Genomic DNA, 24,930 nt, shown 5'->3' with positions numbered 1-24,930 from the left:
CATTCTTAGCATGGATGAAGGAGGTCCTTTCTACTCAAGTTACTTTTAGGTAATTCCTCTTCTATTGACTAAAAAGATGTCATTAGTCAAAAGCTTTAGGAGCTGCAGCAAGCTGCCGTTTATGCTCTGTCCGTTTATGCATATCATCAATAATTTTCTTATCTTCTGCCGGGATTTCCTCACCTTTTAGGTAGCTGTCAATAGTATCGTATGTTACGCCCATTTCCTTCTCATCTGTTTGTCCTTCCCATAAACCAGCACTTGGAGCTTTATCAACAATTTCTGAAGGAACGCCAAGCTCTCGAGCCAGGTCACGAACTTCCCCTTTCGTCAAGTGGAGGAGAGGGACAAGATCCACACCCCCGTCTCCATATTTAGTGAAGTAGCCAGTGTGCCATTCCGCAGCATTATCTGTGCCAACGACAAGATACTTATAATTTGTCGCAAGAGTATATAGCGTGCTCATACGCAAACGAGCCCGAAGATTGGCATCTGCTAATCGCTCTTGATTTTCGTTGTAGTCTCCTTTAGTCTCTAGTTGTTGTTGCACTGTCGAATAGAGTACATTATGGGTTTTTGTTAAATCTACAGTGAGGGATTCAATACCACAGCTTTCTATTACTTTATAAGCTGCCTCCTGATCCCCTGGATTGCTCTTGCATGGCAGCACTACACCTAGGGACTGCTTAGGGAAAGCTCGTTGGATTAAATGAGCGACCACTGCAGAGTCAATACCTCCGCTAATGCCGACAAGGAGACCATTTACCCCTGCATCCTGAACCTGTTCCTGCAGCCACTCTACTAAATGATTTACCTTTTCTTGCATAAGTATATATCTTCCTCTCGTAGCAAAAATTATGTTAAGTTTTCTTTCATATTATGTTAGCACATGTTTGTAGTTGGCGACAAATGATTGGTGAATGTGCCATTGGTACTCTAACAATCGAATTCGCTTTGCTCTCTCTTCTGATGTCGGCTCCTTTAACAGAAAATGATTCCATTCTCTTATGATCCAAGCTGGAAAGGACAATCCATGATAAAACCATTCACTTCTATAAACAGGTTGGAATAGCAGCATTTTGCTTATTTCATCGGCACTGCTACCACCAGCAATGAAACGATGGCCTAGCTGAAGCTGATCATGGACAACAGGCCCACGATGCAGAAGATCAAAATCAATCAATTTAATATCATTGTGCCTCGTTATCATAAAATTATGAGAAGCTACATCCCCATGATTCCAACTTATATTATCCGCTGACATAAATGGATTAACGACTTCCTGAAGTTTAATAAGCTTTTCCTTAGCATATTGAATGATTTCCTGGTACATCTCCCGTTTACCTTCCTGGATAAAATACCGCTCGGTCAACTCGAAATCGAGCACTCTCCGTTTCCACTTTAGTAGAAGGGTTGGCCTTTGGATGAGGTCTGGGACGTCGATCTTTTTAGCTTTCTCGTGAAAAAATTGAAGAGACTGTTCTGCTGCATGTCGATGAACTGAATTGGAAAAATGAAGCCGATTGCCTTCAACAAATGGCATAAGGACCCATATGTACCCATCAGCATCATACAATGACTCCCGGTAGGTAGGGAACGAAATAAAAGGAACAATTTCCGGGATGGATTGCGCTCGAAAGAAATACCATTGCTGCTTTACAGGCATAATAGATGTATATACCTTTGTAATAAAGGGTCCGTGTGAAGTATTCAGTTTCCAAACCCTTTGATTTATTTGGGCTCGTTGGTGAATGATTAAACCACCTTGAAGATGAAAAAGAGAAAAGGGAATGTCAGGTACGACGTCCCCTTCTCTCTTATTAGTAGGAATCATATTATTATTCCTCATCATGATCGTAACGAGGCATTTCAAAAGAACCAAAAGGCTGGTTTCCACCAGGACCCATAAACGGCAACGGGTACCCATTATTAGGCATCATATTAGGCTGATTATTCATCATCCCTTGGGGCATGGAACCATCATTTTGCATAGGCTGCTGTTGTGGCTGCATACCGTTGCCATAGCCCGGCATATTCCCACCTTGTTGGGGTGCGCCATATCCGTATGGAGCCATTGGCATTCCGTAGCCGTATGCAGGCATACCATACCCGCTATGCGGCATAGGCTGATATCCTCCATATCCATCATCGCAACCACAATCATCTTGTTGATGCATACCTTGCATTTGCGGCATATCCATATCAGAAGATTCCATCATATACTGATCTGGTCCACCCTGCATAGCAGGACTCACCTGATTCATTGGACCATCTTGATAGCAATGCATTTCACTACCTAGATATTGCGGCATAGGCATACATGGAGGCGGCGGACAAGGATGACATGGGTGACACGGCACACAAGGCATGTAATGCATTTGTGGATAGTGATAAGTAGGCTGCTGCATTTGTGGCTTTACTTTTTCAGCAGGCTTCACTGCTTCCTTCTTCACTGGCTCTTCTTTCGGCTTTTGGTAGGTAGGCATCTGTGGAATGTTAACAGTTGTGTAATAATTTTGCATCTGCTGCTCCATAGTCGGGAATTGCATCTGTACCGGAGGCATTTGCGGCTGTTGCATTGGCATCATCGGTTTTTCTTTTTGCACCGGCTTTTCCTTCGGCTTTGGCATTTCCTTTTTTGGCATCTCTTTTTTCGGCATTTCCTTCGGCTTCTTCTCTTCTTTTATAACAGGAATTGGTTTTGGAGATTCATCTTTATAAGGATGCTCGGAAGGATATTTCCCTTTAGACATTTCTTTCTTTACTGGCTTAGAGTCGGCTGGGACTTTAATCTTCATCCCTGGCATTATCATATCGGGATTACTCAACTGAGTATTCATCGCTTTTAGCTCTTCAAAATTAACGCCATACTTTTTAGCGATTTTCCACAGTGTATCACCTTTTTGAACAACATGAATTTTCACCGCTGTTACTCCCTTCTTTCTGCTATTTTTCAAACAGGCTGATAAATAACAGTTCAACTCATTAAAAGCATATGCGACAACCTGTAAAAGGTTGATGAAAATGCCTAAAAAAATTGAAAAGGAAATGCATATAGCTCTATCATACACCTATACAGCTATCCTACATTATGGATAGTTGCCATAATACCAAGCTGAATATATGATTTAATCTTTTTGGATAGCTCCCTTATATGAAAGAGTTTAAGTGAAGTTGTTTTATTGAAGATGGGTCCGTTACGTTTATCTAAAGAAAGGAATGGGAGAAACGGCCTTCTCAACTTTCTTGATTCCATGATGATTTTTTGAGACTCCCTCTTCAAAAACGAATGAGCAGAGACTCCAGCTCAGGCGTTCTTTGCCGACTGAGGAAGCGGATTAACTTAACATGAACATGGAGCATGCATAATACCACAAAAAAAGAGCAATGGTTGGCGTAGGTACCAATTCATTGCTCTTGTCGCTTTATTTGTTTTGTAACGGAGACGGTTCTGTTACCCCTGGTGCTTCCACTTTGAAACAAGGGTACGTTCCAAGAATTTTGATTTGACAGCCTAATGCTGCAAGTTCTGCTTGAACAGCTGGGAACAGTACCGCGTCGTATGGCTGGTTTACATCGATGATAAAGAAATAGTTGCCAAGCCCTGTTTTCATTGGCCTGGATTCGATCTTGGACAGATTCATCTTCCGCCAAGCAAAGGCAGATAGCACTTGATGAAGCGCACCAGAATAGTCACTCGGCAGTGTTACCATCACGGTAGTTTTATGCGTGATTGCCGATAAATCTCTCATAGCCACCGGTTTTTGCTCCTTTTGCAATACAGCAAAGCGAGTATGATTATTGTCATAATCATGAATATTATGTTCTAGCACCTTCAAGCCATATTCCTTTGCTGCTAGCACATTTCCTATCGCTGCGTACCGAGTAGAAGAGGCTCCTACCATAGCTGCAGCCTCACCAGTTGAAGAGCTATATTCAACCTCAGCACCATTCATATGCTGATGTATATACTGGTGGCACTGGGCAATGGCATGAGTATGAGAGTAAACTTTTTCCACATCACTCGCATCTCCATCGAAATCTGGGTGCACCAGTAGATGCTGCTCAATTGGAATAACTACCTCTGCTATAATTGGAACATCCACTTGGTGGATCAAATAGTCAATCGTTAAATGAACTGTCCCTTCAATAGCATTCTCCATAGGAACGACTGCTAGATCAATATTCCCTTGCTCTACTGCATCCAGGCACTCTGGAATCGTTCGATAGCTTTTGGCGTTTACATTCTCGAATAGTGAATCAACGGCAACATTAGTGAATGTCCCTTTTGGTCCTAGATATCCTATAGCTGTCATAACAGTTCCCCCTACTAAGCTCCACTACTTAAAATTTCAACTCGATCAATGAATTCCAGTCTCTTAAAATCGGCAATCATCTCTTCAATCGTTTTCGTCATTGCGGTTGTATTTAATGAAAGCGTTACGTTCGCTTTCCCTTGAAGCGGTATTGTTTGGTGTATCGTAAGCACATTACATCCGGCATTTGCCACCATAGCCAATAGCTGGGACAAAGTGCCAGAGCGGTCTTCCAGATGGAAAAAAAGCGTTATGATTCGTTCCTTCACCATAGCTTGAAATGGAAAGACAGCATCGCGATATTTATAAAAGGCGCTCCTGCTCAAATCCACCTGCTGAACAGCTTCATGAACGGAATCCACTTTCCCTCTCTCTAGCAGTTCCTTAGCTTCTAAAGTCTTCTGCATAGATTCTGGCAGCACATCATTGCGCACTAAATAGAATTTCTCATTTCTCTGAACCATTGCTGATTCCCCTTAAGAATAGTCTATTCGACAAATTCGAATTCGTACCCCAATAAGCGGATGGTGTCCCCATCCTTCGCACCACGTTCTCTAAGTGCTTCGTCCACTCCCATTCCTCTTAATTGACGAGAGAAACGGTTAATTGTTTCATCACGAGAGAAGTCCGTCATCTTGAACAGCTTTTCAAGCTTATCTCCATGCAGGACAAACGCTCCGTCTGATTCTCTTGTAATGCTAAATGGTTGTTCTTCTTCTTTGAATTTATATAGAACTCGTTCATCTTTCTCTTCTATAGGTGTTTCCTCTTTTGGTACGGTTTCTAACAGATCAGCAATAGCGAAAAGCGCTTCATCTAGGCCTTCCTTGGTAATAGAAGATATAGGAAAAATGGGTACCCCTTCGCCGACCTTACCGCGAAATTCTTCGAGTCTTTCTTCTGCTTCAGGCATGTCCATCTTTGTAGCTATTACCATTTGAGGACGATGTTTAAGCCGCTCATCATACTGAATTAATTCCTCTTGAATGGTCTTATAATCCTCATAAGGATCCCGACCTTCAAGGCTTGCCATATCCACTACATGGACAATGACCCGAGTCCGTTCCACATGGCGAAGGAATTGAAATCCTAAGCCTACTCCTTCATGAGCTCCCTCAATTAAACCTGGCAGATCTGCTAATACAAAGCTGCGTTGATCCTTTGTTTCTACCACACCTAAGTTGGGTGCGATTGTTGTAAAGTGATACTCTGCAATCTTCGGTTTGGCCGCACTAACGACGGATAAAAGAGTAGATTTCCCTACACTTGGATATCCAACAAGCCCTACATCAGCCATTAATTTCAGCTCAAGCGTAATATCTCTGTCAATTCCTGGTTCTCCTTTTTCGGCCAACTCTGGTGCAGGATTGCGAGAACTAGCAAACTTAATATTACCTCTTCCGCCTCGCCCACCTTTGGCAATAACAGCTGTCTGTTTATGCTCTGTCAAATCAGCGAGAATCTCCCCTGTTGCAACATCCTTCACAGTTGTACCGGGCGGGACAGGGATAACGTAATCCTCAGCATTTTTACCATGAGCACCTTTTCCCATCCCGTTTTCTCCACGTTTCGCTTTAAAGTGACGTTGATAACGGAAGTCCATTAAGGTACTTAATCCTTCATCAACTTCAAAGACAATATCGCCGCCGTTACCGCCATCTCCACCGGCAGGTCCTCCTTTAGGAACATATTTCTCACGACGGAAGGCAACAACACCGTCCCCACCGTCTCCTGCTTTGATGTATACTTTTACGGAATCTACAAACATGTCTTTCACCTCTCCTTCGTCTTAATTGAAATAATATATAGAGTTTCATTTCTTTCCATGGTCGTATTTAGATCCTGCACATTTTCAAGAGAGGATATTCGTTCACAGAAGGCTTCTTCATTGTGAAGGGAACCATTCATCCGAATATGTACACATCCCTCTTTACCTTTCCCAATGTCAACGTGAAGCTGTATAAGGGAAAGCGTATCTTTATGGTCTTTTATAACAGAGACGACATCTGTGCACGTTTCAAATAAGGATTGATCTTCATTTGAAAAGTCCACAGTTGCCGTAACGTTATAGGTTAATCGAATATCTTGATGCATCATGTTAAACTGGATGAGCCACAAAGCAAACTGAGGAGCATGCAAGCTCATTAATTTGGATTCTTCCCGAGAAGCATCTATAATGGCTTGAACCTTTTCTTTCACTTTATCCATTTTATCCATAGAAGCATATCCATGCACCAATTGAAGCTGATTCATCCAATCATGACGATAATGCTTCAATAAATTCGTTACCTCTTGTATTTCCATACTTACGGTCCCTTTTTACTCATAATAGTAAAAGTATAGCAAATATAGCTATTGCCGGAAAGATGAAATACTGCTACTTCTCCTAGTATAGTGCGATAAACACCTTATCTTAATTCCTAAATAACAACTATGTTGTGATGAAAGAATCCTAAGATTAAAAAAACTCTAACCCGCAGGCTAGAGTTTTTTGAAAGGCTTACGCTTCTTGAGCTACTGGATAAACGCTAACCTTCTTACGGTTACGTCCGTAGCGTTCAAATTTAACCACACCATCTACTTTAGAATATAGTGTATCGTCGCCACCGATGCCAACATTAGCACCTGGGTAAATCTTTGTACCGCGCTGGCGGTAAAGGATTGATCCAGCTGTTGCAAACTGGCCATCTGCACGCTTTGCTCCAAGACGCTTGGAAATGGAGTCACGACCGTTCTTCGTACTACCTGTACCCTTTTTCTGGGCAAAGAACTGTAAATCAAGACGTAGCATTGGGCTGCACCTCCTTATGGTTCAGTAATTGTGATATATTCACCATAATCATATTCAATCGTTTTTAACGAAACCATCATCCCTTCAAGCAGGACACTCGCTTTGTGGAATGTTCCTTCTGGGAGCGAATTTGGAATTTGCACATGCAAATATCCTCCTTCTCCTCCTTGCTCAATGGATGGTTCAAATGTACATAGTTCCATTAATGCGTTTACTGTTCCAAACGTTACGGCTGAAACAGCTGCACACACTAAATCATGGCCATACGGTCCACTTTCAGCGTGTCCGCTAACTTCAAAATCGACTATATGTGATTCTGAATTTCTTGTAACAAGCACCTGTATCATCGTATTCGCCTAATTAGCTGTTGATTTTTTCAACAGTTAGTTTAGTGTACGGTTGACGATGACCTTGTTTACGCTTGTAGTTCTTTTTAGGCTTGTATTTGAAAACAGTAGTTTTCTTTTGACGACCTTGCTTCTCTACTTTAGCAGTAACAGAAGCTCCGTCAACAAATGGTGTACCGACTTTTGCATCGTCGCCACCTACTACAAGTACTTTATCGAACGTCACGCTTTCACCGTCGGCTGCTTCTACTTTTTCAACGAAGATTGTTTGACCTTCTTCTACTTTAAGCTGCTTGCCGCCTGCTTCAATAATTGCGTACATACTTGCACCTCCTTAATCACTCAGACTCGCCTTGCAGGTGCCTCTCGGGCTTTAATACCTGTTCGGAGCGGTTGTAGCATCGGGTGCTACGAGACATAACGTATTGATGTTACCACGTTTAAAACACCCTGTCAATAGAGTTGTGAAGATAGAATTCTCTTTCCTCCAGTGTTTCCTTTTCCCCGATAAAAAGGACTCTATAGGGAACATCACTTGTACCATTATTCAGGACATAAAAAGCTTTGTAAAGGGTAGATTTAAGATGCTCTAGATCTATTACCTCTTTAAATACCTCCAGCACTCTAGTATTGACCTCCATAGCAATTACACTTTGATCATATCGCTTGTAGGAGAGCAGTTCTCGTTCCAGTTGATATGCATATGTAACAGGTGAAAGAGAAGCTTCTTGTTCCAGAACGGGTTCTTGGAGCAAAGCAGGCAGCGAGCGCCCCTCTCGCTTTCTCGTCATCTCGACTAATCCTAATGCCGTGAACCCAAATACTTCTGTGCGAATAGGATCATTTCTCAAGGCTTTCTTTAAGGTTTGTATTACTCGGTCCCTGTCTCCTGCTTTCTTCATACTGATAAAGTCAATAACAATCATCCCGGAAAGGTTACGCACCTTTAATTGATGAGCAATTTCTTTGGCAGCCTCTTCATTGGTTTTTCGAACGGTCTGCTGTTTTTGATGTTTAGTGAATTTTGCTGTGTTTATATCAATGACGACCATAGCCTCTGTTTGGTCGATCCGAATTTCACTTCCATTGTCCAACGTGACGATGGGGGAGGTTAAGTTTCTGCTTAATTGGGCTAGTGTAAAGGGTAACAGACCCTCTATGTCTGACTGCCAGGAGCACTTATCATGTAACCTTGGCATATGTTGCTTTATTTCTTTCGCTTCCCGCACCTCATCCACATAAATATGCTCAACAGCATAGTCTGGATATTTCCTTAACAAGCGAAAAGGGATGTCTTTATCCTCCCATAAAAGCTTTGGAGGTTTTTGGTTTACAGATGATTGGTACAATGCTGTCCACCACTTTCGTAAATAATCTAATTCTGCTTGCCAACTGGCAGCTTCGATAGTGGCAGCACTGGTTCGAAACAGGATTCCTTCCTGCTCTTCTGTCACCTCATCAGCATGAGCTTTAAGCTCCTTTTGCCTTTCCAAATCTATTTTTTTTGAAGTTGCGTGGTAATTTCCAAACGGTAAATAAACTACATGTTTACCTGGAACCGTCACATTTGCTGTCAATTGGGCCCCTTTTTGATCAAATGCATCTTTCGTAACCTGCACCACAATAGACTGTCCTTCATGAACTAACCGTTCCATGGAAAGGGAAGCATCTATTCTCGCTTCCGGAAGTTCGTTCTTTCTGAGAAAACCAAGTTTAGGCTGCCCAAAATCAACGAAGGCAGCCTGTAAGCTTGGTTCTATGTTAACTATTCGTCCTTTATATAGATTCCCAATCTGACTTTTTGAATCTGGACGGTCAATCGTCACATGCTCGACACGGTTTCCATCCATAACAATGCCCCATTTTTCAGTAGAGCTTGTATGGATATATATCCTCTTCATGGTTCTAATCCTCACTTTACACTGCACACCATTCTGCTAAATCCTTCGCTTTGGCGGAAGACTGTTTTAAGGTGAAATAATAGTACAAGCATTCCCCTTCATCAATCACCACTCTCGTTTGATTAGGCACAATCACAAATATGTGATGATGCGCCCCTCTTCTAAACGATTTGAATATGTGCCCTATCGGCATATCGCTCGGCACATGGATAGACTTAATGTCACGCACGGGACTCTTTTTCTCCTCATACCGCTTTAGAAGATAGCGCAAGAAGGTGTACTGTCTTTGCTTCCATTCTAGACGATTTTCCCATAATAAGAAACATGCAAGAAAAATAGTACTTAACGAAAAAGGCAGAAACAATAATCCTAGCATCGTGCTTATGACAATCATCATAACGGAAACATATAATACATACCGTTGCGCTTGGACGAAGGGAAGCTGATAGGACAATAGCAGAAACAATATCTTTCCTCCATCAAGCGGCCAAATAGGTAATAAGTTAAACACCAGTATCCACGTATTATATAGCAACAGCATTTCTATCATTCCAGAAGAGACAAGCTCCCATTTCCCAACAAGAAAAATCAGGCCGTATAGCCAAAAGTGTTGAAGCGGACCTGCCACAATAACTGCTAGCTCTTCCTTTAAGGGTCTAGTATGGTATTCATCTGTTTCCATCACTCCCCCAAACGGCCAGAGCATAACTGTACGGACTCGCCATTTAAAAAAGACAGCTGCTGCGTAATGACCTACTTCATGAGCAAAAATGATAACAAAAATAGCCAAAAGCTGAGGGAATGATCCTGTAAGAATACCTATTCCAATCATCCCCCACATAATAGGATGAATGTGAATGTCTCTCCACCAATTAAGGCTGATCATGGACTTCAATCACCTGTATAGGGTCAATAAATTGATTCCCTTTTTGAATAGCGAAATACAACGCCGCTCTCTCTCCTTCTGTGGTGGGGGTCATGATACCAATAGCATTCCCATTCGAGACTTGCTCATATTGCTCCACATCTATTTTACTCAGGTTTCCATAATAGGATTTCGTACCATCTGCGTGCTGAATAATAATCGTCTTTCCTGTATCTTCTTTATTCCCAGCAAAAAGGACGGTTCCATCCCTAGATGCCTTTACTTGTGCTTCCTGACTGGTTGCTAACAGGATACCTTGTCCATTAGTTTGGAACGATTCTTGAATGCTGCCATTCACGGGCAATGCATAATCCTCTCCAGTGGTAGCTACAGTTTGACTATTTTGTTCTGTTGCTTTAGGAAAAGTTGGCAGGAAGGCAAATGGTTCACCAAATTTCTCCTGATACCATTGATTTACAGATGCGAATTGAAACTCTTCTGTAACAGCTTTTTGCACGACAGATTTCGGCTTCTCTAACACTTGGCTGTCCATTTGATACACAATAGCAACGATAAAAAATAAGACCGCAGCCACAATACTTCTCAACAGAAAAGCCGTAAAATAGTTCTCCCCCAATGTTCCTTTGACTTCCGATGATGAAAAAGGCATGTATCCAAATTTCTCTTCGTCCTGAACAGGGGAAACAGCTGTGGTAGTCGTTCGCTGGTGTTCCCCACTTACTTCCCTTTGCTTCTTTCGTTGAGCAATAGATTTTCGAATATCACGTACATCTTTCTTCATCGTCTCTCCTCATTTCCTTCTCCATACTTTGTACAAGTTTATGAGAAGGATGGACAAGATATGAGAATTCAAAAAAAGTTCTGCTGACTAATCAGCAGAACTTTTTATTAGGAACGTATTCCAAAGAATTTCTTCACCTTCGCAAAAACACCTTTGTTCTCTTCTAGAGAAAGTAGCGGGACAGATTCACCAAGAATCCTTCTAGAAATATTACGATAAGCAAGAGATGCTTTTGTATTTGGTTGAAAAGCAATTGGCTCTCCATGATTGGATGCTTTAATAACTTCATCATCATCAGCAACGATACCTAGCAACTCAATAGAAAGCACCTGGACAATCTCGTCCACATCTAACATATCCCCTTGCTCTACCATATGATTACGAATACGATTAACAATTAGTCTTGGAGCCTCAACATCCTCCTGCTCTAACAAACCAATAATACGGTCAGCATCCCGAACGGCAGACTTTTCCGGTGTTGTGACCACGATGGCCTTATCAGCACCTACTACTGCATTTTTATAGCCTTGTTCAATACCAGCAGGACAGTCGATCAATATGTAATCATATTCCTGCTTCAATTCCTGAACAATAGCCACCATACCTTCTGGGGTTAGATCACTTTTGTCACTCGTTTGAGCAGCGGGCAATAAGGATAATGCCTCGAATCGCTTATCTTTAATTAAGGCTTGCTTCAACTTACAGCGCTCCTGTATTACATCAACAATATCATAAATAATGCGATTCTCCAGACCCATAACAACGTCTAGATTACGAAGGCCTATATCCGTATCAACAAGACATACTTTCTTTCCCATTAAGGCTAATGCTGTTCCTAAGTTTGCTGTGGTTGTTGTCTTTCCAACTCCACCTTTTCCTGAAGTTATTACTATCGATTCACCCATTCAGCATCCTCCTTTCTAAGCCTTTCAAATCTGGTCGCTTCTGGTAAAGAAGTTGGAGGCGGTCTATGATGATCTTCCCTTGATTAGAGTCTATGTATCCACATTCCATATACACACCGTCTACGTCATAATCAGGAGAACGGCTTATATAATTTGCAATTCTCAGCTGACTAGGCTTCATAAAGGAAGCTGCGATAACCGCATTTGTATCCCCATTCACTCCGGCATGAGCAATCCCCCTGAGATGGCCCATTACAAATATATTGCCAGTAGCCACCAACTTCCCGCCCGGGTTTATGTCACCAATTAATAGCACATCGCCACGGACGTTTTCTACCTGTCCACTGCGTACCACTTTGAACAAAGAGGTTACTTCAGTATCCTTCTTCCATTCCAATGCTTCTTCTTTTGTTACAACATCCGATTCGATGGACTGTACAACTAGTTTATTATGGGAACGGATGACATTTGTTAATTGATCCTTTTGATCTTCCTTCAAATAACGGTTACCTAATTGAATGGTAACCGTTATCATCGGCTGGTCTTCTCCTACGTCATTATGTGATAATTTACGATCTAACTCTCTTAGCACTTCTTCAAATGAACACGTATCATCAATGTGTAACGTTAATCCTTCTTTTGTCCCTTTTATGGTTACAATTTGCTTCTTGTTACTCACGGAAGCTTCACCTCAAACAATATATTCAACTAAAGAATGTCAAAATCCTTTAATTTTTCCTAAGACATATTACTTTTGTTGGAGTACTTGTTCTCCACGCATGTTACAAAACGTTCGTGCAAAGATGTACATTTATGACTCTCTTATATAGATTTGGAGTTTTTTAATTGAGTCTCAGACCACTCTTGTAATTTCCTAGGGAATATCGGAAATAGCACAAGAGCAAATAAGAGATTAGCAGCAAGAGTAGGCAATAAGCTTCTATATAAATAGCTTTCCCACGCTAGTGTCGTAGCCTTAATGAAAGAATAAAATACGTATATAGCAATATCAGCAAAAACAATAGCGACCACTGTTAATAACAACGTGACAAACACGTTGGAGTGGAGCATCTTCTTCACCCCATGTATTACATATACGACCAGACCATACGTAAACATATACACTCCGAGCATGTCCGTATAAATTAAATCAATCAATAAACCAAAGATAATGCCATACATGACGCAATAATACGTAGAGTCATAATCGTAGAAGATCGCCATGAATATTAAGAAGACCAACACCCAATGAGGAATAAAATGAAAATCCGCTAGCAGCCACTTTGTGGGTAGAAAATCCATAGCAGTTCCTTCTAAAACTAACAAGACAAGCAAGGAGAGAGGGAGATATAAACGCTTCATTCGCTCCCCTCCTCCTGTTCAGCAGAATCGGATTCTACATCTAGAGTGGAGGTGATTTTTCTATCTACTACCGCCACGTGGTTAATATCATACAGGTCAGCAGCTGGCTCGATGTACGCTGTTTGCGTAAGACCATACTCATCGACAACCACCTCATCTACTTTACCAATAAGCAACCCTTTCGGGAATACTCCTCCCATACCGGAGCTCCTTACTGTTTGACCTTTTTTAATTTCAGCTTCATATGGAATTCGTTTCAATTGTAACAAATCCTTTTGTTCCTCATCTGACGATTCAATTAAACCGAAATGATCCTTGCTGCCTTCCCCTTCAGCTTGAACCATCGCATGAATAACATTGGATCGATCAAACCCGCTCAAGAGTTGAACTTTAGAAGTATATTTAGATGTTGATTGGATTTTCCCGATAAGACCCTCGCCCGTAATGACAGCCATATTGGCCTTAATACCATCTTGCTTTCCCTTGTTAATGGTGAGTTGCTTAAACCATCTCGGTTCTGGACTTCGAGCGATTACCGTTGCATCAATCGTATCATACTCTGTGATACTTTCCTGCTTATCAATCAATTTTTGGAGATCTTTATTTTCCTGCTCCAAATTTTGAGCTTGGAATTTTAAATCCTTGAATTCATGGATGCGTTCCCTCAATAGTTGGTTTTCTTTATAGGTGTTACGTAAATCTTGAATGTTATCAATCGTACTTGTCACAAAATCAATTGGTGCATGAAAAACGGTTTGTACACCGCCAATAACATCCTGCATTAATTGCTCAGGTAACGTCAAATTATCACGATCTCTCATCGTAAAGCCAATTAATGCCACCAGGAATATTAAACTTACCAGAATAATAATGAGTCGTTTGTTACGAAAAAACGATGGCATGATTACACCTACTTACTCCATGTTTGTTCTCGTAGCGACATTTGGCTGGGACTTAAAGTGATGAATGTACTCAAGCGCCTTTCCTGTCCCGATGGCTACGCAATCTAAAGGGTCCTCTGCGACAAATACAGGCATCTGCGTTTCATTACTAATTACTTCGTCCAGATTTTTCAGGATAGCTCCGCCGCCAGTCAGAACAATCCCTCTGTCCATGATATCCGCTGCAAGCTCTGGAGGCGTCTTCTCAAGCGTTACTTTTACAGCATCTACAATTTGATCGACTGTGTCTTGCAAGGACTTGGAGATTTCTTTAGCCGTAATCTTGATGGTCTTCGGCAAGCCAGTAACTAAATCTCGACCACGAATATCCAGCTCTTCATCCTCTTTAGGTTCACCTGCTGTACCAATTTCCATTTTCAGTGTTTCAGCAGAACGCTCCCCAATCATTAAATTGTACTGTTTACGAATATATTGGGTAATAGCATCATCCATCTCATCACCAGCAACACGGATGGATTGACTGGTAACGATACCGCCTAAGGAGATGATAGCTACCTCTGTCGTACCTCCCCCAATGTCCACGACCATACTACCGGTAGGCTCCCAAACTGGCAATCCTGCGCCAATCGCAGCGGCAAAAGGCTCTGCAATAGGATAAGCATCTCTTGCGCCGGCTTGCTTTGTTGCATCAATAACAGCTCTCTCTTCCACCATAGTAATTCCAGAAGGTACACAGATCATCACATTCGGCTTTCTAGCAAAGGAGGAGCGATTTTTTTGTGCCTTTTTAATGTAATATTTCATCATAGCGGCAGTTGTATCATAATCTGCTATCACACCATCCTTCATTGGACGAATAACAGAAATATTAGCTGGAGTACGGCCTACCATATTTTTCGCAGAATTCCCCACTGCTTCAATCTGGCCGGACGTCATATTCTTCGCTACAACAGAAGGCTCGCGAACAACTACACCTTTTCCCTTCACAAAAACAAGTGTATTTGCTGTTCCTAAATCTATACCAAGGTCTTGAGAAAATCCAAAACTCACCACATTCATCTTCCTTTCTAATGTTAAAGCCATATAGGTTCCAATTAAGGTACGAAGGGTATTCCCTTTTTCCCATGTGTATGTATTAGCATGTATAACTATCTCCAAAATTCACGTTAAGAAGCGCCAAACGTCAAAATTTCATAACGAATGGCGCTTTAACAGATATTTTGATATCTCAATTATACGAAAAAATGTTAAAAATAGATAGTGTTATCCTGTGGCTTTTTCAGAAGTAGGAAGAAAGACAGGATTGTAAAGGTTTTCAGATACTTCATCTCCCTACAAATACCCTTTCTCCTTCAAGGAAATGTACTTTCGATCTCCAATTACAATGTGATCCAATAATTCAATTCCAAGCATCTTTCCGCATTCCGTTAATCTTCGTGTAACATGAATGTCTTCCTGGGATGGGGTTGGGTCGCCGGAAGGGTGGTTGTGGGCGCAAATAATCGAAGCAGCAGAGCGTTTGACCGCTTCCTTATATACTTCCCTGGGGTGAACAATGGAGGCGTTTAAACTGCCTATAAAAATGGTTTGTCGGTGAATGATCTGGTTTTTCGTGTTAAGGAAAATGCAAACGAAATGCTCCTGATGGAGATCTCTCATTTCTTCCATTACATAATCCGCTGCATCATCGGGGCTTTTTACCGCATAGCGTTCCCCGGGTCGTTGGTTATGCATGCGTTTCCCAATTTCAAGAGCGGCAATAATAACTACTGCTTTTGCGGTACCAATACCCTTTATAGCAGTAAGCTCTTCTACGGTTGCATCTCGCAATAGGGACAGCCCTTCAAAATGAACTAATACACGCTGAGCTACAGACATCACCGATTCGTTCCGAAGGCCGCTTCCGAGCAATATGGCTAGCAATTCTTGATTGGAAAGGTGTTTCGCCCCCAGCTCCATTAATCTTTCTCTCGGCCGATCAGACTGGGGGACATCCTTAATTAACACAGAGGCTTCTGTCAAAGATTCACCTCCTGTCCTGTTTAATTCCCTGTAACCTTTTGTTCTGGTTGAGCAAGGTCTGGATAAACACCGTATGCACGTAGGGAACGGACCACTCGAGATAATGGAAGACCAACAATATTGTAATAATCTCCTCTAATTTCTTTCACAAAAATAGATCCCTTAGATTGGATGCCATACCCTCCTGCTTTATCGAATGGCTCCTCCGAATCTAAGTAGTCATTAATCTCATCTTTTGATAGCGGCCAGAATTCAACAGTTGTTTTCTCCACAAACACAGTTTCTTGTTCTACAGAACGAATCATAACGCCCGTATACACCTGATGGACATTACCACTTAACATCGATAACATTTCAAAGGCTTCCCGACGATTTGCTGGCTTGCCAAGAATGTTGCCTTCAAAACTAACAATGGTATCCGCACTCATGATTACTTCATCGTCAACGGAGAAAGGGACAGATCGTCCTTTCTTCTCTGCAAGGGCTTGTACATAAGCACGTGGACTGCGACACGTCATGTTAGATTCATCGACATGTTGTTTACGAGTTTCAAAAGGAATATTCACTTGATTCAGCAAGTCTTTTCTTCTCGGAGAAGAAGAGGCAAGAACTAATTGTGTCATAATATACCATCCTTTAACTAAGTTGTTTTCGGTAACAGGGTATGTTCATCATAACTTGATATTGTTTCCAACTGCAAAGGCATAAATCCAAATTTTACACAATTTACACCATCTTAAAACTACATTGTTGGTGGAGGAAACTAGTAAACACATTCCTGTCGCTCCTGAAAAAAAAGAAAGGCATAGTACTGCCTTTCCTTCGCCCTTGGAATGTTACTCAGGCTTAATAAACGCTTCGTAGCCATGCCACACTTGTAGAAGCTCCTTTTGCATCTTCCAAAGCATAGCATCATCGGCAGGGACGGCTTGTCCACTCTCCGCAATGTTCGCTAGCCCTTCTGATAGAAAGGCTGTTTGTTCGGTAGCTTCATTTGGCATTTCCTTCCTCCAAACAGATACCGCCTTCGCATCCAGTGACTCCGAACTGGTACCAGCCAATAGTCTCGCCGACGCTCCAACCATTTCTTTCCATTCGCTCATTCCATCCACAATCCAGTCACCTTCTTTACTAGCGGATTGTCGATTCTGGCTCGCCACCGACCACTCTTTCACATAAGTTTCAAATCCTTCCTTCTCCAGCAAGGACGCTATCGCCTTCCCTTCTTCCTTCGTAGAGGCCACACCAGCTAACAGATAAAATTGGCCACCCTTCTCCCATACATAACTAGAGAACCCTTCGGAGGATAAAGCTTTCTGTCTAATTTCCGCATTAACCTGTTCGGAAAAAACTCCTCTTTGAATAACAAATGCAGAAACTTCTGGAAAGCTAAATACACCCGGCTGACTAGTAGCTGCGTTTCCTTGACTTGTATTAACAGGAGGAGTTGCAGGTAAGGAGGTATTTTGCTGTGCTGCCGTATCAGCCTCCATCCCTACTAGCAATCGTAATATGATAATACCTAAAATTACACTTACGAAAATGGCAGAAACACCGGACATGAGAATTTGTTTCATATTTGCCGGCATGGTTAACTTCTGTTTTTTCCATTGGGAATGCTGAAACAGTGTAGCAGGTCGCTTCTTGGAATTTTTAGAGGAAAGAGGCTTCGACTTCTTGTCCTTTTTCTTGGCTTGCTCCTCCATCCAATCTTCCATAGCAGAAGCTTGTTCTTCCTTGCCTCCTATAATTTCCTCCTGTGCTTCTTGTTCTTTTGGGTTAGTATTATGCTTATCACCGTTAATGCGAATTGATACTTTATTAGAATCACGCATACTTACCCCTCATTTCTCGTAATAGGTTTGTTTAACCCTATCACAGCAACGAAAAAAAAGAAGACGAGTTTTGTCATCTACCATTCTTCTCTTTTCGGCAAAGTATTTCAATCAACGAAAACGGTACTCTTTCGTTAGCTTCCAAACACAATCTTCCGCTAATGATATCTATCGAAGGACGCTGTCATAACCTGCATGGGATGGTATAACACTAATTTGCTTCGGGAGAGAGTGTGTATAAAAAAAGCTTTCCCTATCTAGGAAAGCTTTTTTCACAGCTATTGACTATCAGAAGAAGCACCGATTAGAGGATTATCTTTAAAGGATGGACTGCCGTAGTGATATTGTGGTAGTTCGTCCACCAAAATGGCATTGGACGAATCATAAAAGATGGAAACTGCTACTTCGTATTGCAGTAGGTTATTAGATGTGTTGATAGCTTGCTCCTTTTCTTCACCTGCTGAAGTGTCATTAAAAGAAACAGAAGTAATATCGACCATTCGTGGTAATGATTTAAGCTCCTGCAGGAACTGCACTAATTGTGAAAAATTTGGCGATTGGACAGATAATTGTACATTCATTTGATTGACGCCGACAATATTTTCTTCGCTCGCCTCCTTACTGGTCATCTCTTCCTCCTTCTCTTCTACGGAGGTACCCTTTTCTAGAGACGTTTGCTCTTGGTTGGATTTTGAAATATTGATTTCATTGGAGCCTTCCTGCTTAAATGATGTTACAAGGCTATTCGAGGCAATTTCTGATCTTTCTAATGCAATAAAAAACTGATCTATCACTGGTTCAACAGGTAACTTTCGTTGGATGTCTCGAGAGGATTCCTCGTTAAAGCTCTCTACACTTGTCGTTTTTTTCTTTTGTAGTGTAGTAAGAATTGTCTCCTCTGTTTCTAAAGAATCCTTAACGACTGCGAGATCTTCTCGAACAGGATGGATATACAATCGATCAGCCAACAAATATAAGGCGAGAACTCCAAGAAGCAAGACAATAGACCACATTATGTAGGCACGAGACCATTCAATCTTCATTTGTATCCTGCCCCTTTTCATATTTGGCTTCTTCCATTTGAATGGAGTAATGCGCCAAATACCGTGGCAGTATTTCCCCTCCATTTTGGGTCTCTAGTACATCCTGCGTTTCCATGCTGACTGAAACATCATCTATATAATCTTCCTGGTTTAAGGCGTTCGTGTACTTAGCTAGATCTTGCATACTATCAAATTGTGTATCTATCGTAACCTCTCCGCTTCCTTCATAAGCATATGTTAAGAAATAACCATCCTTTGGCAGTAATGCAACCATTCGTTCTAACAAATCGACGGTCGGAAACAAGGTAGCCTCTACCGTTATTGCCTTCTCCTGTAAATCGTCTCTGGCTGCTTGTTTATCGTTACTATTAGTTTGCTGTAATAGCTTTTGCTCTGTTTGAATCCTGCTTATACTTTCCTCCACAGACGCCTTTTCTTCTTGCAAATGATTATGACTAGTCATGATGAACAAACTCATACTTAATACCATGACAATAGTACAGAATAGAAAAAGGTAGGGAGCTATATTCCGTTTTTCTTTTTCATCTAATAAGTTAATATCAACCATCATGAGTTAATCACCTCCAGTTACAACAAGTAGCGAATTATGGCTTTATAGCAAGGCCAATCGTTTCAGCAAGTGTTGCGGGAAGCTGGTTCCCATCCTTATCTAGAAAATGCTTAGGCTCTAATACATTCACTGGAACAGAGAAGCGCTCCTGACTCCTATGTACTATTCCCTCTATATTAGGGAAATCTCCTATCATTATCACGTTGGTGATGGATGCTTTCCCTTTTGAGACAGAATAGCGATAGAAATCCATTAATCGCTCGATTTCCATTAGCTGATCATGTATGTAGGCATCCACATCTTGAAACTCTCCCTGAAATTGGAGTGGAGCTAAAGCATCACCCATTTGAGCAAAGGAGGATTGCTCTAAAGGAGTAGTCATATAGTTAGTAAATATTGGCCGATGTTCATGAAAAACGCTAACAACACCCCCGTCTATGTTCCACTGCACACACATAATGTGATCCTCTGCAGCAGCTACCCCTGATTCTTCAAATAATCTATATAAGGACAGAGAGGATATATCGGCTGCTTTTGGCTTCAATTTCACCTCTTCAAAAACACGCTCATATAGCCGTATATGCTCTTCCGGATAAGCGAACAACAGAATATGGGTGCTTTCCTCTCCCTCTTCTATTATATGAAAATCAAAAACAGGGTTATCAAATGGCAAATGAAGACCCTCCCCAAGCTGCATATAGAGATAACCTTTCATTTCAGAAGCTTCTATTTTGGAAGGAGCTTTATGCTCCTTAATGACGACAGACGCATCAGGCACACAGAAGTACAATCGTTTTCCCTTCCATTTATACTCCTCTACCATCTCTTCCATAATGGCTGAAAAGGCAGCTGCATCTTGTACTCTTCCTTCCTTGATTAACCCTGAAGGAAGCACATACTCACCATAATATTGGATAGCGTCCATACTATTGGAATCATTATAACTGAAACGGAGAACATGATCTTTCACCACTATATTCACCCGCTGCTTGGCTGGGTTATAAAACAATCGCATCGTATCACTCACCTAAATAGCGTAGTAACATACCAGTCTATCATGCTTTCTCCAACCAAATAAGCAACGATAGAGCCTAGTATGATATATGGTCCAAAAGGGATTGGTTTCTTTCGATCGATAATCCCCATAATGACAAGCATCCCACTAATGACCGCTCCGGTTAGGGTAGAAAGGAACAGTGCTAAAAGCACCTTTTTTACTCCCAGCACGATACCAAGTAACGCAAAAAGCTTCATATCCCCAGCACCCATACCACCTTTACTGACAATGATAATAATGGCAAGCAATCCACCACCGACAATTGCTCCAAGGATGGAGGCATACCAGGGGGATAAAGGCTCAAGGAATCGAAGAATAACAAAGATAGGGAGGAAAAACAGGAGTACTTTGTCCGGGATAATCATGTAGGTCATATCAGATACAAACACAATCATGAACAGCGACATAAGTGCTAAAGATAACCAAAGCTCCATTTGAAAACCAAACATCATCAAGCTTACAACAAACAACACAGCCGTGGTTACTTCTACTAGTGGATACAAATAAGAAATACGAGTAGCACAGCTGCGACATTTTCCCCTTTGTAGCAAGAAGGAGACGACAGGAATCAGCTCCACCCAGCTTAGCGTATGCCCACATCGAGGACACCTAGACCTAGAAGAGAAGAAGCCTTCGGATTGAGCAACCCGAAGGCCTACAACATTATAAAAAGAACCGAACATAAGACCGATTAGAAAAGTGTAGGATGTTAGAAATGCGGTCATGGGAGAAGTCTCCGTTAGGAGCCACTATTGCTTGTATTAGAATCTTGGAGTTGGGATAGGGTTTGTGCAGGAACATAGGTTTTAGCAGTTCCACCCCCAGTTGTACCTTTTAAAGTTACAGTGTACGTGCTACCGTCAGTACCTATTGCAACAAAACTATTCGCTGAATCGTAAGTACCTCCATCAGGGTTATCCGGTGTACCTTCCAAATAACCTGCAGCAATTAGTGTTTTCATATAATATCCATCTTTATCTGTATCAACAGTCTCGGTATCCGTACCACTTGCATAAGCAATTCTAGAAGCTTCTATCATTGTAATAGCGTTTGCATTGTGAGCTTCATCCTTTGTGTTACCAATAATACTCCCAATAGCAGGTACAGCAATCGCAGCAATAATTCCTAAAATAACAATAACAGCTAACAATTCGACGAGTGTAAAACCTTTTTCATTACCAAATGAGTTACGCAACTTTTTTACCATAGCAATCTCTCCTTTTTACTATTTTCATCGACAAAAACAATGTAAATGTTTACATTTATTTATGTATTTTTTAATATATTAATGCAAACACGCAACTTTATGCCCATATTTATTATAAGTACTTATTACTCATATGGAAAGCAATATTTGATAGATTAGTACATTTTTCTTTTGTAAACGACAAGATTTCCGTTATGGAAAACAGTACATTTGAGCTATAATGAAAGTAAATTATGACAATTAGGGTGGAAGCTATGAAACTATCTTTTTTCTCTGAAAAGGGGTACACATTAATCGAAATTCTGGCTGCAGTGGCTATTTTTACGACGGTTTGTTCCTTATTTCTTTCGATATTCCTTCAAGCATTTGATTTTTCTAAGGGGAATCAAAGTAAGTCTGTAGGGATTCAGGCTGCACGTAATGCAGTACATTATTTGGAAACTATTGATTTTGATATTGTCCAAAGTCATGTCGATCAAACAATCTCGGCTAGTGATTGTGGGGAAGTTGATTTGTTTCCATCAATCGAGCAATGTAGAAGCCTGTTAAGTCCAGTGGTAAATAATGTGGAATACAATGTGGAGCTATCTATTGAGGGATATAGCGTGAAGGATCTTGGTATTCCAAATGAGCTATCCTCTATATCAGATACACTAAAGGCAATGAAGAGCGATTCGGATTCAACCGTATCCAATCTGTTCGTTCAAACAAGAGCCAGCATTGATTGGGAGGAGGGGCATGATGGAAGAGAAACGTCACAGATTACCGGTTATGTCATGGACGAGCGTCTTCGATAAAAGATTTCGTAACCAAAAAGGAATTACGTTAGTTGAGTTACTTGCTGCATTGGCTATATCCACTCTATTTATGGGAATTATCGGTACTACCCTTTTTATCGGATTACATACCTATCAACAAGCCAACGGAAAAAATGACCTCCAAAATGAAGCGGATTACATCGTAACTTCCATCATACGAGAAATATATGAATTTTCACCGGATTACATTGAGAATACGACCAATGGCATCATAGCTAGAAAATACCAGGATGTAGCGATTTCCGATAACGGAGTTCTGAGAAGCTCCAAAGGAGAGGCACCCACGGAGTCCCTTGTCATAACAGTAAAAGAAGTTGATTCCTCCAACCAGTATCAAATAACAATTGCTCATGCTGGTTCAAGTACGAACAAGGTGCTGCAGGGAGAAGGTGCTGTACGGATTAGCAGGGATGAAAATGGTACAGAGCCTTCCATTTCTGCACAGTTCTCATCCAAAGAAAGCAGTGATACTTATCAGGAAACAGGAATCATAACTGTCAATTTATTTTTATCTACAGAGTCATTAGAACCAATGGCTATGGCAAGTTCATTTGGGTTTTAGCAAACTAACAATGGAGGGCATGTCTTTGTTTACTAACGAAAAGGGATCCGCGCTTATTTTCGTCTTACTTATGGTTGTTATGTTCTCTATACTTGGATTATCCGTCCTTGGTGCAACAGTGTCGACAGGGAAAAGAACAGAACTCCAGGAGGATCAGGTGGAATCCGTCCAACAGGCTAAAAAAGCAATCCAGCAAGGAGTTGTTCTGCTTCAATCCTACTTTGAAGATTATAGCTTAAAGGATATGAAAGCGTATAATAACGAAGTAAAGTCCTTTGAGGATATCGAGCTTTCTTATTCAGAAAACGGCTCACATGTAACCTATACCATTACCAATGTAACAAACGAAATTCCATCTATTGATCCAACCACTAATTATACAAGAGTATTTGACATTCGATCTGAGGCTTCCGTAGACGGAACAGGCGGTGCTCCTCCTCAGGTACATTCCTTTTCCAAACGAGTCTTTTTGTCCGCAACTCCAACAGCACTTCAAAATGGCATTGGATCTAAGGAGACGCTCACGTTGAATGGGAGTCCTTCCCTTATTGGAAATGTATATGCTGGAAAGCTCCTTTTGTCAGAGACGGGGAATTACATCTTTGGGAATACACAACCTGCCTTTAAAACGGAAGGACTCGCAGTGGTTACACCTGCATCCAGTACATTCCTCCAGCAACAGCAAGCGATCGTATCCATAACCAATACCGCTAACTTCCTGACAGTTCGTCAAAATGATGAGTTTCTAAGTAATGAGAACAGTGAATTCGCCTTAGAGAATAGTTCTGGTGAGAAATATCAAGGCATTGATGTGCAGAAAACATTTCAAGATAAATCCACTCAGCATAAGCCACCTATTTCAGAAGAGACGTGCATCGCTTTCGACACATTCGGCAATATCATACAAACTCCATCCAATCAGGAGGCCTACATACTTAGCAGCGCTTGTCCAGGAGCACCAGAAGGAATTAAGGACTTTGTTCTTTATGAGAGTGATAAATTAACAGGTGCGGATAAATGGCTTTATGTAGAAGGAAACTTAACGATTTATGGTTCCAAACCTGATGCTGATGGTGATGACGTCATGAATATTGAACAGAACATCCTAATTGATGGTGATTTGAACATTACAGGCACAATACGGTTTAATTCTGCTATTTATACTACGGGAACTAGTGAAATCTACAATACGAATATTATTGGAGATGAAACCGAGCAGCTTGCTCTTTTCAGTAAAGGAGATCTCACGATTTCTAGAATAAACGAATTTGAGAATCCAGTAGAAAAGGGGAGTTCCTTAAAATCGTTTTTTTATAGCGAAAAGCAGATTGAATTGTATGCGGTTGGGTCGTATATCCATATAATCGGCGGCATCTTTTCGGCTAAGGACTTAACAGTTAATGCCGCTCGTGGAGTAGTAGGCTATAAAGATGTCAAGGCTGGACGTCCTATCGGCTTAACAGATGGCCTGCCTCGACTTAAAATAGACTATGACCCTACTATCGTTTTCAACAAGTCCACAGCCCTTCCCAGGGTGGAGCGATTACAGGTATTCTCTAATTCACTAATAGAGCATACATACTCGTCCCAATAACCAAAAGCTCCTGGCATACTGCTGCCAGGA

29 protein-coding genes and 1 other annotated feature are annotated in these 24,930 nt (G+C 41.3%); of the genes, 3 read left to right on the top strand and 26 right to left on the bottom strand.

What is annotated here, in order from left to right:
- Window positions 1–82: 82 nt before the first annotated feature.
- The 26 genes from nadE to ACFFGV_RS02425 all read right to left on the bottom strand — a co-directional run bounded on the left by nadE (window position 83) and on the right by ACFFGV_RS02425 (window position 21,926).
- A complete protein-coding gene (gene nadE / locus ACFFGV_RS02550) occupies window positions 83–826 on the bottom strand; it encodes an NAD(+) synthase (protein WP_377345004.1) in 744 nt (247 codons plus the stop codon).
- A 51-nt stretch (window positions 827–877) separates the two neighbouring features.
- On the bottom strand, window positions 878–1,834 hold the full coding sequence (locus tag ACFFGV_RS02545; RefSeq protein WP_377345003.1) for a phosphotransferase: 957 nt from the start codon (window positions 1,832–1,834) through the stop codon (window positions 878–880).
- A gap of 4 nt (window positions 1,835–1,838) precedes the next feature.
- Window positions 1,839–2,924, bottom strand: a complete 1,086-nt coding sequence (safA, locus tag ACFFGV_RS02540) for a SafA/ExsA family spore coat assembly protein (protein WP_377345002.1) — start codon at window positions 2,922–2,924, stop codon at window positions 1,839–1,841.
- A 501-nt stretch (window positions 2,925–3,425) separates the two neighbouring features.
- Entirely contained in the window at window positions 3,426–4,316 is an 891-nt protein-coding gene (gene pheA / locus ACFFGV_RS02535) for a prephenate dehydratase (RefSeq protein WP_377345001.1), read from the bottom strand.
- 14 nt (window positions 4,317–4,330) lie between these two features.
- Window positions 4,331–4,780, bottom strand: coding sequence for a transcriptional regulator ThrR (gene thrR, locus ACFFGV_RS02530; protein ID WP_377345000.1), 450 nt, complete (start codon window positions 4,778–4,780; stop codon window positions 4,331–4,333).
- A gap of 23 nt (window positions 4,781–4,803) precedes the next feature.
- Window positions 4,804–6,084 (bottom strand): GTPase ObgE, encoded by a 1,281-nt coding sequence (obgE, locus tag ACFFGV_RS02525; RefSeq protein ID WP_377344999.1) that lies wholly within the window; start codon window positions 6,082–6,084, stop codon window positions 4,804–4,806.
- Window positions 6,085–6,089: 5 nt separating this feature from the next.
- Window positions 6,090–6,620, bottom strand: coding sequence for a Spo0B domain-containing protein (locus ACFFGV_RS02520; protein WP_377344998.1), 531 nt, complete (start codon window positions 6,618–6,620; stop codon window positions 6,090–6,092).
- Between the two features lie 196 nt (window positions 6,621–6,816).
- Window positions 6,817–7,107 (bottom strand): 50S ribosomal protein L27, encoded by a 291-nt coding sequence (gene rpmA / locus ACFFGV_RS02515; protein WP_377344997.1) that lies wholly within the window; start codon window positions 7,105–7,107, stop codon window positions 6,817–6,819.
- Window positions 7,108–7,121: 14 nt separating this feature from the next.
- Window positions 7,122–7,454 carry a ribosomal-processing cysteine protease Prp gene (locus tag ACFFGV_RS02510; protein WP_377344996.1) on the bottom strand — a complete coding sequence of 111 codons (333 nt, stop codon included), beginning with the start codon at window positions 7,452–7,454 and terminating at the stop codon, window positions 7,122–7,124.
- A gap of 13 nt (window positions 7,455–7,467) precedes the next feature.
- Window positions 7,468–7,776: a 50S ribosomal protein L21 gene (rplU, locus tag ACFFGV_RS02505; RefSeq protein WP_377344995.1), complete on the bottom strand. Its 309-nt coding sequence runs from the start codon at window positions 7,774–7,776 to the stop codon at window positions 7,468–7,470.
- A gap of 12 nt (window positions 7,777–7,788) precedes the next feature.
- Window positions 7,789–7,859, bottom strand: a sequence feature (ribosomal protein L21 leader region).
- A 35-nt stretch (window positions 7,860–7,894) separates the two neighbouring features.
- Window positions 7,895–9,355: a ribonuclease E/G gene (locus tag ACFFGV_RS02500; protein WP_377344994.1), complete on the bottom strand. Its 1,461-nt coding sequence runs from the start codon at window positions 9,353–9,355 to the stop codon at window positions 7,895–7,897.
- 16 nt (window positions 9,356–9,371) lie between these two features.
- Entirely contained in the window at window positions 9,372–10,241 is an 870-nt protein-coding gene (locus tag ACFFGV_RS02495) for a site-2 protease family protein (RefSeq protein WP_377344993.1), read from the bottom strand.
- The gene (locus tag ACFFGV_RS02490; RefSeq protein WP_377344992.1) at window positions 10,228–11,022 is read right to left on the bottom strand and encodes a peptidoglycan DD-metalloendopeptidase family protein; all 795 of its coding nucleotides are present in this window, start codon (window positions 11,020–11,022) and stop codon (window positions 10,228–10,230) included. The genes ACFFGV_RS02495 and ACFFGV_RS02490 overlap by 14 nt, the downstream gene beginning before the upstream one ends.
- A 107-nt stretch (window positions 11,023–11,129) precedes the next feature.
- Window positions 11,130–11,927, bottom strand: a complete 798-nt coding sequence (gene minD / locus ACFFGV_RS02485; RefSeq protein ID WP_377344991.1) for a septum site-determining protein MinD — start codon at window positions 11,925–11,927, stop codon at window positions 11,130–11,132.
- Window positions 11,920–12,606, bottom strand: coding sequence for a septum site-determining protein MinC (minC, locus tag ACFFGV_RS02480; protein ID WP_377344990.1), 687 nt, complete (start codon window positions 12,604–12,606; stop codon window positions 11,920–11,922). Before minC ends, minD begins: the two co-directional genes overlap by 8 nt.
- A 143-nt stretch (window positions 12,607–12,749) precedes the next feature.
- The gene (mreD, locus tag ACFFGV_RS02475) at window positions 12,750–13,289 is read right to left on the bottom strand and encodes a rod shape-determining protein MreD (protein ID WP_377344989.1); all 540 of its coding nucleotides are present in this window, start codon (window positions 13,287–13,289) and stop codon (window positions 12,750–12,752) included.
- Window positions 13,286–14,191: a rod shape-determining protein MreC gene (gene mreC, locus ACFFGV_RS02470; protein ID WP_377344988.1), complete on the bottom strand. Its 906-nt coding sequence runs from the start codon at window positions 14,189–14,191 to the stop codon at window positions 13,286–13,288. The genes mreD and mreC overlap by 4 nt, the downstream gene beginning before the upstream one ends.
- Window positions 14,192–14,203: 12 nt before the next feature.
- Complete coding sequence (locus ACFFGV_RS02465; protein WP_377344987.1) at window positions 14,204–15,250, bottom strand: rod shape-determining protein; 1,047 nt, start codon at window positions 15,248–15,250, stop codon at window positions 14,204–14,206.
- 273 nt (window positions 15,251–15,523) lie between these two features.
- Window positions 15,524–16,213, bottom strand: coding sequence for a RadC family protein (gene radC, locus ACFFGV_RS02460; protein WP_377344986.1), 690 nt, complete (start codon window positions 16,211–16,213; stop codon window positions 15,524–15,526).
- A 20-nt stretch (window positions 16,214–16,233) separates the two neighbouring features.
- The gene (locus ACFFGV_RS02455) at window positions 16,234–16,836 is read right to left on the bottom strand and encodes a Maf family protein (protein WP_377344985.1); all 603 of its coding nucleotides are present in this window, start codon (window positions 16,834–16,836) and stop codon (window positions 16,234–16,236) included.
- A 213-nt stretch (window positions 16,837–17,049) separates the two neighbouring features.
- Window positions 17,050–18,048: a hypothetical protein gene (locus tag ACFFGV_RS02450; protein WP_377344984.1), complete on the bottom strand. Its 999-nt coding sequence runs from the start codon at window positions 18,046–18,048 to the stop codon at window positions 17,050–17,052.
- A gap of 278 nt (window positions 18,049–18,326) precedes the next feature.
- Entirely contained in the window at window positions 18,327–19,091 is a 765-nt protein-coding gene (locus tag ACFFGV_RS02445; RefSeq protein WP_377344983.1) for a hypothetical protein, read from the bottom strand.
- Window positions 19,081–19,662: a PilN domain-containing protein gene (locus ACFFGV_RS02440; RefSeq protein WP_377344982.1), complete on the bottom strand. Its 582-nt coding sequence runs from the start codon at window positions 19,660–19,662 to the stop codon at window positions 19,081–19,083. The genes ACFFGV_RS02445 and ACFFGV_RS02440 overlap by 11 nt, the downstream gene beginning before the upstream one ends.
- Window positions 19,663–19,696: 34 nt before the next feature.
- Window positions 19,697–20,677, bottom strand: a complete 981-nt coding sequence (pilM, locus tag ACFFGV_RS02435; protein ID WP_377344981.1) for a type IV pilus biogenesis protein PilM — start codon at window positions 20,675–20,677, stop codon at window positions 19,697–19,699.
- 8 nt (window positions 20,678–20,685) lie between these two features.
- Window positions 20,686–21,444 (bottom strand): prepilin peptidase, encoded by a 759-nt coding sequence (locus ACFFGV_RS02430; RefSeq protein ID WP_377344980.1) that lies wholly within the window; start codon window positions 21,442–21,444, stop codon window positions 20,686–20,688.
- A gap of 14 nt (window positions 21,445–21,458) precedes the next feature.
- Window positions 21,459–21,926 carry a prepilin-type N-terminal cleavage/methylation domain-containing protein gene (locus tag ACFFGV_RS02425; RefSeq protein ID WP_377344979.1) on the bottom strand — a complete coding sequence of 156 codons (468 nt, stop codon included), beginning with the start codon at window positions 21,924–21,926 and terminating at the stop codon, window positions 21,459–21,461.
- A 254-nt stretch (window positions 21,927–22,180) separates the two neighbouring features.
- On the opposite strand from ACFFGV_RS02425, the gene ACFFGV_RS02420 reads away from it, so the two are divergent.
- Genes ACFFGV_RS02420 through ACFFGV_RS02410 form a run of 3 tightly spaced genes read left to right on the top strand, consistent with a single transcriptional unit; the run spans window position 22,181 to window position 24,900 of the window.
- The gene (locus ACFFGV_RS02420; RefSeq protein ID WP_377344978.1) at window positions 22,181–22,723 is read left to right on the top strand and encodes a type II secretion system protein; all 543 of its coding nucleotides are present in this window, start codon (window positions 22,181–22,183) and stop codon (window positions 22,721–22,723) included.
- Window positions 22,665–23,306 carry a PilW family protein gene (locus tag ACFFGV_RS02415; protein WP_377344977.1) on the top strand — a complete coding sequence of 214 codons (642 nt, stop codon included), beginning with the start codon at window positions 22,665–22,667 and terminating at the stop codon, window positions 23,304–23,306. Before ACFFGV_RS02420 ends, ACFFGV_RS02415 begins: the two co-directional genes overlap by 59 nt.
- A gap of 25 nt (window positions 23,307–23,331) precedes the next feature.
- Window positions 23,332–24,900 (top strand): hypothetical protein, encoded by a 1,569-nt coding sequence (locus ACFFGV_RS02410; protein ID WP_377344976.1) that lies wholly within the window; start codon window positions 23,332–23,334, stop codon window positions 24,898–24,900.
- Window positions 24,901–24,930: the final 30 nt, after the last annotated feature.

The sequence above is a fragment of the Pontibacillus salicampi genome (assembly GCF_042434395.1).
GTDB lineage: Bacteria > Bacillota > Bacilli > Bacillales > BH030062 > Pontibacillus > Pontibacillus salicampi.
The sequence above is the reverse complement of the archived record's forward strand: the minus strand, read 5'-3'. Positions and strand labels throughout refer to the sequence as shown.